Source organism: Umezawaea endophytica, assembly GCF_025061645.1.
Taxonomy (GTDB): Bacteria; Actinomycetota; Actinomycetes; order Mycobacteriales; family Pseudonocardiaceae; genus Umezawaea; species Umezawaea endophytica.
Window position 1 is genome coordinate 284,609 of the sequence record NZ_JANYMP010000012.1, and the last position, 9,993, is coordinate 294,601.

A 9,993-nucleotide genomic window follows, 5' to 3' on the forward strand; every position below is an offset into this window, starting at 1 on the left:
TCCAAAACCATGACGCGTGCCGTGTGCCCCGGCTCCTACGACCCGGTCACCAACGGACACCTGGACATCATCGGCAGAGCGGCGAAGCTCTTCGACGAGGTCGTCGTCGCCGTGCTCATCAACAAGAACAAGAAGACCCTGTTCTCGGTCGAGGAGCGCACGGACATGCTCGCCGAGGTCACGTCCCAGTGGCCGAACGTGCGCATCGACTCCTGGCACGGCCTGCTGGTGGACTACTGCCGCGAGCACGACATCAAGGCCATCGTGAAGGGCCTGCGCGCCGTCAGCGACTACGACTACGAGTTGCAGATGGCCCAGATGAACCACCAGCTCAGCGGCGTGGACACGCTCTTCATGCCCACGAACCCGATCTACAGCTTCCTGGCCAGCTCGCTGGTGAAGGACGTGGCCACCTACGGCGGCGACGTCTCCACCCTGCTGCCGCCGACGATCGAGCGCCGGCTGATGCAGCGCCTCGAGGAACGCCGCTGAGCCTGGGTCCGACGACCCCCTGCTCCGCGTGATCGACATCCGGTTTCCCGAAGGCTTCGCCGCGCGTCCCGCCACCCCGTGCGGGACCGGTCCGGCGTCACCGCCCCGCCGGATCGCCACCGGTCTCTCCCGTGCCGCCGGCCGCCGCGCGAACCCCTCGACCGCCGACGCGGTCCGGTAAAACCGGACACGCCCTGCCGATCTCCCCACCAGTCCGGGACCGGCAGGGCAAACTGGTCCGGTAATGGACCTTGTGCTGCGAGGAGAGTGACGTGTACCGGGTGTTCGAGGCCCTCGACGAACTGGTCACGATCGTCGAGGAAGCGCGTGGAGTGCCGATGACCTCCGGGTGCGTCGTGCCGCGTGGCGACGTCCTCGAACTCCTCGACGACGTTCGTGACGCCATCCCCGCGGAGCTCGACGACGCGCAGGACGTGCTCGACCACAAGGACGAGTTGGTCGGCAAGGCCGCGCACGAGGCGGAGACCGGCGTCAGCAAGGCGCGGTCCGACGCCGAGCGGATGCTGTCCGAGGCGCACGCCGAGGCCGAGCGGATGCTCGCGGAGGCGCGGGCCCGCGCCGAGCGCATGGTCGGCGAGGCGGAGAACCAGGCCGAGCGGACCGTCGCCGCCGGGCGCCAGGAGTACGACGACCTGGTGGGTCGCGCGCACTCCGAGGCCGACCGGATGGTGCAGGCGGGCCGGGCCAGCTACGAGCGCGCCGTCGAGGAAGGTCGGGCCGAGCAGGTCCGCCTGGTCGACCAGACGGAGGTCGTGGCCGCCGCGCACGCCGAGTCCGCGAGGGTGCTGGACGCGGCCCAGTCGGAGGCCATCAGGCTGCGCAACGAGTGCGACGCGTACGTGGACGGCAAGCTCGCCGACTTCGAGGACCTGCTGGCGCACACGCTGCGCAGCGTCGGCAAGGGGCGCTCGCACCTGCGGGGTCCGGCCGTCGCGAGCGTGTCCGCCCCGTTCGACTACCACGACTGAACGCAACGTTCACCTGCGGATTTCGCCCACGGCCCACTCGTCGCGTACCCTGGAGCGGCTGGCCGTGGTAGGTCCCCCGACAGCGAAACCAACACATCATGTCTGAGCATCGTCACGCCTCCGCGCGTCCCACAGCAACCGGGCCCTGGGTAATCGACACCAGGGACATCGGTCGTAGAGCGGGCTCCAGCCGCGCTTACCAGCGGTCGGTGCCAGCGGCAGGTCTTGGCCTGCTCGACGTGATCGCGGTTCCGGATGGCGGGGCGGTGGAGCTCGACCTGTTGGCGGAGTCGGTCGTCGAAGGCGTGCTGATTTCCGGCACGGCGACGACGGACGTGGCGGGGGAGTGCTCGCGCTGCCTCGACCCGATCGCCGACCACGTCGAGATCAAGCTGATGGAGTTGTTCGCGTACCCGGACAGCACCACGGATGAGACCACTGATGAGGACGAGGTCAGCCGGATCTCCGATGATCTGATCGACCTCGAACCTGTGGTGCGGGATGCCGTCGTGCTCGCGCTGCCGCAGGTGCCGCTGTGTTCGCCGGACTGCCTTGGGCTGTGCGTCGAGTGCGGGGGCAAGCTGGCGGAGCTTGGGCCCGACCACGGGCATGAGACGATGGATCCTCGTTGGGCCGCGTTGCAAGAGCGGTTCGGCGGGAATCGTGATAACTCGGAGGAGAACTAGTCGTGGCCGTCCCGAAGCGGAAGATGTCGCGCTCGAACACGCGCTCGCGCCGCGCCCAGTGGAAGACCAGTGCCGTGCACTTGGTGGCGTGCTCGAACAAGGCGTGCCGCGCCCCCAAGCCCCAGCACATCGCCTGCCCGACCTGCGGCCAGTACGACGGCCGCCAGGTTGTTCAGCCGGCCTGAGTCTCCTGGCGAAGGTAGCGGCGAACCGTGGGGGGTAGGTCGTCGCGTGATCGGTCCGCCGATCGCGCCCCGTTGCTCGAAGCGCTCGGCGTCCAACTGGACGCCGAGCTCCTCGTGCTCTCCTTGACACATCGGTCCTATGCCTACGAAAACGGTGGCTTGCCGCCGAACGAACGGCTTGAGTTCCTCGGCGACGCAGTCCTGGGGCTCATCGTCACCGATCATCTCTACAACACCCACCCCGACCTGCCCGAGGGGCAGCTCGCCAAGCTCCGCGCCAGCGTGGTCAACATGCACGCGCTGGCGGGCGTCGCCCGCACGCTGGGCGAGGACGGACTGGGCGGCTACCTGCTGCTCGGTCGCGGGGAAGAGCTGACCGGCGGCAGGGACAAGGCGAGCATCCTCGCCGACGGCCTCGAAGCCGTCATCGGCGCGGTGTACCTGGAATACGGTATCGATACCGCGCGCAAACTTGTGCACAAGCTGTTCGACCCGTTGTTGGCCGAGGCGCCGTTGCGCGGCGCTGGCCTCGACTGGAAGACCAGTCTTCAGGAACTCACCGCCTCAGCAGGCCTTGGAGTGCCCGAGTACCGGGTGGACGACCAGGGTCCGGATCACCGCAAGGAATTCACCGCGACCGTGGTCGTGGCGAGCAACTCCTATGGCTCAGGCGATGGTCGCACCAAGAAGGAAGCCGAGCAGAAGGCGGCCGAGGCCGCCTACCGCGTGCTGTCGGAGCAGGTCAGCGCTGATCAAGAGGCGGTCGCGACCGACAACGGCCATGCTGCTGGTAACTCGGCTTCATCCGAGACCTCACCCACCGAGGAAGTCTGACGCGATGTACGCCACCAACGTCCGCACGAACCGACGCGCACGCTCCACCAACCGCCCCACGCGCCCGCTGAGCGCTTCTCGCAGCGGAGGCATCCAGGGGCTGGTGCTCGTACGTGACACCGCCCAGGCAGGCGGGTGGATGCTCAAGCCCACCAAGCCGCAGGCTGCCGCGTACGAAGACCTGGAAGCCCTTGAGGAGCTGGAGGCCGCTCGCGCGACCGAGGCCGCGGCTGCCGAGGACACCCAGGCCGAGGCCTGAGCCACACCTGATTGACTGAGCCGTGCCCGAACTCCCTGAAGTAGAGGTCGTTCGCCGCGGCCTGGATGCCCACGTCTCCGGCCGAGTCATCTCGGCCGTGGAAGTGCTGCACCCGCGAGCGATCCGCCGCCACCTGCCAGGTGCGGCGGATTTTTCCGCGCGCCTTTCCGGTCAGACCATGCTCGCCGCCCGCCGCCGGGGCAAGTACCTCTGGGTCGACCTGGACGGCCCCGGCACAACCGACGGCGAAGCCATGCTCGCCCACCTCGGCATGAGCGGCCAGATGCTCGTCCAACCCGCAGACGCCCCGGACGAGAAGCACCTGAGGGTGCGGATCACGTTCGCGGACCAGGGCTCTGAGCTGCGGTTCGTCGACCAGCGCACGTTCGGCGGCCTGGCGCTGTCGGACATCGTCGAGGTCGACGGGACCAGGCTCCCGGAGCCGGTGGCGCACATCGCCCGCGACCCCATGGACCCGCGGTTCGACCCGGAGGCGGCCGTCAAGGCCCTCAGGTCGAAGCGCACCGAGATCAAGCGCGCCCTGCTGGACCAGACCCTGGTGTCCGGGGTCGGCAACATCTACGCCGACGAGTCGCTGTGGCGGGCGAAGCTCCACGGCCTGCGCCGGGCGGACAAGCTCACCAAGGTGAAGGCGGCGGAGCTGCTCACGCACGCCACCGCCGTGATGAACGAGGCCCTCGGCCAGGGCGGCACGTCGTTCGACGCCCTGTACGTCAACGTCAACGGCCAGTCCGGCTACTTCGACCGCTCCCTGTCCGCGTACGGCCAGGAGCACAAGCCGTGCACCCGCTGCGGCACGGTCATCGTCCGCGAGCCGTTCATGAACCGCTCGTCGTTCTCCTGCCCGACCTGCCAGCCCAAGCCCCGCTAGACCAGCGCCGAGCCGCCGCCGACCCACCCTGGTCCTCCGCTGTGGACACTACTGCGCTAACCGTAGTACTGTTCACGGCACATCACCGGGGAGAGTCATGGACACAAGCCAGTTGTTGAAGGGGGTGCTGGACCTCGCCGTCCTGGCGGTGCTCCGCCAGGAGGACGGGTACGGCTACGACGTGCTGCGGAGACTTCGCGCGGGAGGGCTGGACGAGGTCGGGGACGCCTCGGTCTACGGGACCCTGCGCAGGCTCTACAACGCTGGTCTACTCACCTCGTACGTAGTACCGAGTGAAGAGGGCCCGCACCGGAAGTACTACAGCCTCAACGAGCCGGGGCGGGAACGCCTTGCCGAGTCGGGAAGGACATGGCGGTCGTTCGCCCACACGCTGGACGACCTGCTAGGGGTGGTCGCATGAGCAGCACGCACACTCGCGCCGAGGTCCAGGAGTACCTGGACCGGATGCGCGCCGCGCTCGCCGATCTGCCGGACGTCGAGATCTCCGAGATCATGGACGACGCTGGCGGGCACGTGGTCGAGGTGGCCGACGAGCTGGGTGACGACTTCTCCGCCGCCGCGCTGACCGCCAGACTCGGCACCCCCGAGGTCTACGCGCACGAGCTGCGCGTGGCCGCCGGTTACCCGCCCTCGAACCGGTCCGTGGTGGCCCAGACACCGCCCAAGCCGGTGTTCGCCGCCAGGTTCGCCTTCTGGGCGCTGGTCGCGGGCACGGCGGCGGCGTTCGGCATGGGCATCGGCGGTTCCAGCGGTTTCCCGCTCGCGCTGCTGGTGGGCGTGTTCGTCGTCTGGTCCATCGTCCTGCTCCACCGCAAGCCGGAGCTGATCGGGCAGGTCGGCGAACTGCCGGAGACCGCGGCCCTCAAGCAGGCCATCGACCAGGCCGAGGAGGGGCCCGCGAGCAAGGCCATCGCCTACCTGAAGTCGCTGCAACCGGCCTGGTGGCTGGCTCGCGCGGTGCTGGTCGCCGTCTCCGGGCTGATCATCGACGGCTTCGGCGTCTTCTTCCTGGTCGCGCTGGCGCTGGCGGGCTTGGCCCTGCTCTCGGGGCCGCGGGCCAAGACCGACCGCCGCTGGCTCTGGGTGAGCCTCCCCGCGGGCGCGCTCGCCGCGGGCGTCCTGCTGTACGTCCTCGGCGCGGTCATCCCGAACGCCACCTACCGCGATAACTACCCGACGTCGTACGCGCCGACGTTCCCGTCGCTGCCGAGCAACGTGTACGTGTTCGACAAGGACGGCAAGGCGCTCACCGACGTCTACCTGTACGACGACGAGGGCAAACCGCTCGAATCGCCGTTCTACGGCTGCGAGCACGACGGCTCGCGGTACCGCGAGGACAACAGGTACCCGCGGCCGCGGGTCGACTACGACGACCGGGGCGAGTGCCGCGAGATCGGCGGGGTGCCGTTCGCGGTGTCGATCCCCACGGTCGTCCAGTCCCCGTCCGCGTCAACGGCGCCGTCCGCGCCGTCCGGCTCGGTCGACCCCTCCAGCTCGGTCACGCCACCCGCGAGCGTGTCTTCGGCACCACCGACGGTGCCCACCTCGAAGTGACCGCGGAGGAGCGGAACCGGTCGGGGGTTCCGCTCCTCCTCCCTTCAGTGCTGGGTGGGTTCGCCGAGCTTGCGCAGCAGCGGGGTCGCGGCGAGCAGCAGCTCCTGCTCGGCGGGCGTGAGCTGCGCCAGCCGGTCGGACAGCAGCTCCGCCTCGCCGTGCGCCATCGAGATGATCATGTCCTGACCGAGTGCGGTGAGCTCCACGATCGTGGCGCGGCCGTCGGCGGGATCGGGCTCGCGGTGCACGAGCCCCGTGGCCTCCAACCCGGTGACGACGGTCGTGGCGGTGGGCTGCGAGCACAGCGCCCGCACCGCGATCTCGCCGATGCGCATGGGTCCGTGCACGGCTAACTCCGACAGCACCAGCATCTGGGTCGGCTGCAAGCGCCGCACCGGTGCGGTCTGGCGAAGGCTGCGAACCAACCTGTGCACCGCTACGACGAGTTGCAGTGCTTCCTGGTTGGTCACACTGGTGGTGGTCATAAAACGGCCTCCGCGTGCTCACGCCTGGTGAGCGATTGTCTGAATTCGGACAGGACATTCGCACTTTCGCACCACTGATGTCCAGCGCCCACGACGAATAGTGGCCTCCTGCGCGTCGCGACCACACCTTTGCCGTAACGGTGCAGGTCGTGGCACCCCGAACCACCGCCATCGGGATGAATGCGCGGGAGTTGTCAAAAACGTGTCAATTCGGGTGCCGCAGGTATCAAGACCGCGTCAACGAACTCACGATCGAGTGATTTTCTGGCGCACTGTGTGTCCATGCTGGAACGCGTTCACCACCGGGCAGACTGACCGACGTGGACGATCGACGCAGGCGCGGGGAGTTGCGCATCCACCTGGGCGCGGCACCGGGGGTCGGCAAGACCTTCGCGATGCTCGGCGAGGCGCACAGGCGACGGGAGCGCGGCACCGACGTGGTGGTCGGCCTGGTGGAGACGCACGGCCGGGAGAAGACCGCGGAGCTGCTGGCCGGTCTCGACGTGCTGCCGCGCTCGCAGGTCGTGCACCGCGGCCTGGCGCTGGAGGAGATGGACGTCGACGGCCTGCTGGCCCGGCGCCCCGAGGTCGCGGTAGTCGACGAACTCGCCCACACGAACGCGCCGGGCTCGCGCAACGCGAAGCGGTGGCAGGACGTCGAGGAGCTGCTCGAAGCGGGGATCGACGTGCTGTCCACGGTCAACGTGCAGCACCTGGAGAGCCTCAACGACGTGGTCCAGCGGATCACCGGCGTGCCGCAGCGGGAGACCGTGCCGGACGAGGTGGTGCGCCGGGCCGAGCAGATCGAGCTGGTCGACCTGACGCCGGAGGCGCTGCGGCGACGGCTGGCGCACGGCAACGTCTACCCGGCGAGCAAGATCGACGCGGCTCTCGGCAACTACTTCCGGCTGGGGAACCTGACCGCGCTGCGGGAGATCGCGCTGCTGTGGGTGGCCGACCAGGTCGACGTGGCGCTGCGCCGGTACCGGGCCGAGCAGCGCATCACCGACACGTGGGAGACCCGCGAACGCGTCGTCGTCGCCATCACCGGCGGCGGGGAGAGCGAGACGCTGATCCGCCGGGCCCGCCGGGTGGCCACGCGCGCGGGCGCCGAACTCCAGGTGCTGCACATCCTGCGCGGTGACGGCCTCGCGGGCGCCGCCCCGGCGGCCGTGGCCCGGTACCGCACGCTGGCCGCCGACGTCGGGGCAACGTTCCACACGGTGGTCGGCGACGACGTCCCCACGGCGCTGCTGGAGTTCGCCCGCGGCACCAACGCGACCCAACTCGTGATCGGCACGTCCCGCCGGACCCGCCTGGCCCGGCTGTTCTCCGAGGGCATCGGCGCGACCGTCCTCCAGGAGTCCGGGCCGATCGACGTCCACATGGTCACCCACGCGCAGTCCGGCACCGGCTGGCGCGCGGCGGTGTCCCGCAGCCCGTTGCGCCCCTCCCGGCGTGTCCTGGGCTGGCTGCTGGCCGTGCTCGCGCCTGCTGCCGCCACCGCCGTCGGCGTCGTGCTGAGGGACGACCTGATCCAGTCCACGAACGTCGTGGACTACTTCCTCGCCACAGTGCTGGTCGCCTTGGTGGGCGGCCTCGGCCCCGCCGTGTTCGCCGCCGTGTTCTCGGCCCTCCTGCTGAACTTCTACTTCACCCCACCCCTCTTCACGCTCACCGTGGACACCCAGCAGAACGTCGTCACCCTGATCGCCATGGTGGTCGTGGGCGTCACCGTCGCACTGGTCGTGGACCGCGCCGCCCGCCGCGCCGCACAGGCCGCGAGCGCCCGCACCGAGGCCACCCTGCTGGCCTCCTACGCGCGAACGGTCCTGACCGACCCGTACCCCCTCGTGCGCCTGCTGGAGAAGGTGCGCGAGAACTTCGGCCTGGCATCGGTCGTGCTCCTGGAAAAGGTCGACGGCGACTGGACCCGCGTGGAGAGCGCGGGCGTGGTCTCCACCGACGAACCGGACGTAGACGTCCCCGTCACCCCCGACGTGCGACTAGTGCTGCGCGGCAGGCTCCTACCCGCCTCGGACCGACGGGTGCTGGAAGCGGCCGCGGGCCAGGCCCTGCTGGCCCTGCGCCAGCAGCGGATGGCCGCCCAGACCCACGACGCCCAACGCCGAGCCCAGGGAACCGAACTCCGCACCGCCCTGCTCTCCGCGGTAGGCCACGACCTGCGCACACCGCTCACGTCCATCAAAGCGGCCATCGGCAGCCTCAGGGACACCGACCTCGCGCTCTCCCAACAAGACGTCGGCGAATTGCAGGAAACCATCGAGGTCTCAGCAGACCGCCTCACCGCCTTGATAGACAACCTGCTCGACTCCTCCAGACTCGCCACCGGCGCGGTCCGCCCCCTGTTCCGCGCCATCGGCTTGGACGAGGCAGTAGCCCGCGCCCTGTCCGGCGTGGACGCGGTCAACCGCGTAGAGGTAGACGTGGACGAACACCTGACCCCGGTCCGCGCCGACATCGGCCTCTTGGAACGAGTGGTCGCCAACGTCGTGGACAACGCCCTGAGGTACGGCGGCGGCACAGTCGCCATCCGAGCCAGCGTCCACGCCCAACACGCCGAACTACGAGTCGTAGACCACGGCCCCGGCCTCCCCCGCGGCACAGCAGAAGAGGTCTTCGCCCCCTTCCAACGCCTGGGCGACCGCGACGCCACACCCGGCGTAGGCCTGGGCCTCAGCGTGGCCAAGGGCTTCACCGAGGCGATGAACGGCACCATCAGGGCAGAAGACACCCCAGGCGGCGGCCTGACGGTAGTTATCGCCCTACCGGTGTCCAGCGAGGAGGACAACACATGACCAGGGTCCTGGTGGTGGACGACGAACCCCAAATCGTCCGCGCCCTGCGCATCAACCTCACCGCACGCGGCTACGAGGTACTGACCGCCCACAACGGCACCACAGCACTCAAAGTGGCAGCAGACGGCAAACCAGACGTCGTCGTACTAGACCTGGGCCTACCGGACCTGGACGGCAACGAGGTAATCGCAGGCCTACGCGGCTGGACCACCGTGCCAATCCTCGTCCTATCAGCCAGAACAGACTCAACAGACAAGGTAGCTGCCCTGGACGCAGGCGCAGACGACTACGTAACCAAGCCCTTCGGCATGGACGAACTACTAGCCCGCCTAAGAGCAGCCATCAGACGCTCCACAACAACATCCACCACAGGCGAAGACGCAGTAATCACCACAACATCATTCACCATCGACCTAACAACAAAAAAGGTCCACAAAAACGGCCAAGAAGTACACCTAACCCCAACAGAATGGGGCCTACTAGAAATACTGGCCCGCAACCCAGGAAAACTAGTAGGACAAAAACACCTACTACAAGAAGTCTGGGGCCCAGCCTACGCAAAAGAAACCCACTACCTACGAGTCTACCTGGCCCAACTACGCCGCAAACTAGAACCAGAACCCTCAAACCCAAAACACCTGCTAACCGAACCAGGCATGGGCTACCGCTTCGAACTCTAGCCCCCACCCGCTCGACCGGCCCACCCACCCGACCAGCCCACTCGGCCAGCCGACCCGACCCACCACAAAACGCGACTCGCCCCACTCAACCGTGGCC

12 protein-coding genes are annotated in these 9,993 nt (G+C 68.6%); 11 read left to right on the top strand and 1 reads right to left on the bottom strand.

What is annotated here, in order from left to right:
* The first annotated feature begins 9 nt into the window (after positions 1 to 9).
* The 9 genes from coaD to NZH93_RS25550 all read left to right on the top strand — a co-directional run bounded on the left by coaD (position 10) and on the right by NZH93_RS25550 (position 5,912).
* Positions 10 to 492 (top strand): pantetheine-phosphate adenylyltransferase, encoded by a 483-nt coding sequence (gene coaD / locus NZH93_RS25510; RefSeq protein WP_259625715.1) that lies wholly within the window; start codon positions 10 to 12, stop codon positions 490 to 492.
* Positions 493 to 764: 272 nt separating this feature from the next.
* Positions 765 to 1,481, top strand: coding sequence for a DivIVA domain-containing protein (locus NZH93_RS25515; protein WP_259625716.1), 717 nt, complete (start codon positions 765 to 767; stop codon positions 1,479 to 1,481).
* Positions 1,482 to 1,579: 98 nt separating this feature from the next.
* Complete coding sequence (locus NZH93_RS25520) at positions 1,580 to 2,167, top strand: YceD family protein (protein ID WP_259625717.1); 588 nt, start codon at positions 1,580 to 1,582, stop codon at positions 2,165 to 2,167.
* A 2-nt stretch (positions 2,168 to 2,169) separates the two neighbouring features.
* Complete coding sequence (rpmF, locus tag NZH93_RS25525) at positions 2,170 to 2,352, top strand: 50S ribosomal protein L32 (RefSeq protein WP_106188086.1); 183 nt, start codon at positions 2,170 to 2,172, stop codon at positions 2,350 to 2,352.
* 27 nt (positions 2,353 to 2,379) lie between these two features.
* A complete protein-coding gene (gene rnc / locus NZH93_RS25530) occupies positions 2,380 to 3,186 on the top strand; it encodes a ribonuclease III (protein ID WP_259625718.1) in 807 nt (268 codons plus the stop codon).
* A 103-nt stretch (positions 3,187 to 3,289) separates the two neighbouring features.
* Positions 3,290 to 3,445 (top strand): hypothetical protein, encoded by a 156-nt coding sequence (locus NZH93_RS25535; RefSeq protein WP_259625719.1) that lies wholly within the window; start codon positions 3,290 to 3,292, stop codon positions 3,443 to 3,445.
* A 22-nt stretch (positions 3,446 to 3,467) separates the two neighbouring features.
* On the top strand, positions 3,468 to 4,337 hold the full coding sequence (mutM, locus tag NZH93_RS25540; protein WP_259625720.1) for a bifunctional DNA-formamidopyrimidine glycosylase/DNA-(apurinic or apyrimidinic site) lyase: 870 nt from the start codon (positions 3,468 to 3,470) through the stop codon (positions 4,335 to 4,337).
* A gap of 97 nt (positions 4,338 to 4,434) precedes the next feature.
* Positions 4,435 to 4,758, top strand: a complete 324-nt coding sequence (locus tag NZH93_RS25545) for a PadR family transcriptional regulator (RefSeq protein WP_259625721.1) — start codon at positions 4,435 to 4,437, stop codon at positions 4,756 to 4,758.
* Positions 4,755 to 5,912: an HAAS signaling domain-containing protein gene (locus tag NZH93_RS25550; RefSeq protein WP_259625722.1), complete on the top strand. Its 1,158-nt coding sequence runs from the start codon at positions 4,755 to 4,757 to the stop codon at positions 5,910 to 5,912. The genes NZH93_RS25545 and NZH93_RS25550 overlap by 4 nt, the downstream gene beginning before the upstream one ends.
* Positions 5,913 to 5,956: 44 nt before the next feature.
* Here NZH93_RS25550 and NZH93_RS25555 read toward each other — a convergent pair whose 3' ends face one another.
* Entirely contained in the window at positions 5,957 to 6,397 is a 441-nt protein-coding gene (locus NZH93_RS25555) for a MarR family winged helix-turn-helix transcriptional regulator (RefSeq protein ID WP_259625723.1), read from the bottom strand.
* 311 nt (positions 6,398 to 6,708) lie between these two features.
* On the opposite strand from NZH93_RS25555, the gene NZH93_RS25560 reads away from it, so the two are divergent.
* Together NZH93_RS25560 and NZH93_RS25565 are read left to right on the top strand one after the other, a co-directional pair.
* Positions 6,709 to 9,216: a sensor histidine kinase gene (locus tag NZH93_RS25560; RefSeq protein ID WP_276024139.1), complete on the top strand. Its 2,508-nt coding sequence runs from the start codon at positions 6,709 to 6,711 to the stop codon at positions 9,214 to 9,216.
* Positions 9,213 to 9,896, top strand: a complete 684-nt coding sequence (locus NZH93_RS25565) for a response regulator (protein WP_259625725.1) — start codon at positions 9,213 to 9,215, stop codon at positions 9,894 to 9,896. The genes NZH93_RS25560 and NZH93_RS25565 overlap by 4 nt, the downstream gene beginning before the upstream one ends.
* Positions 9,897 to 9,993 lie beyond the last annotated feature (97 nt).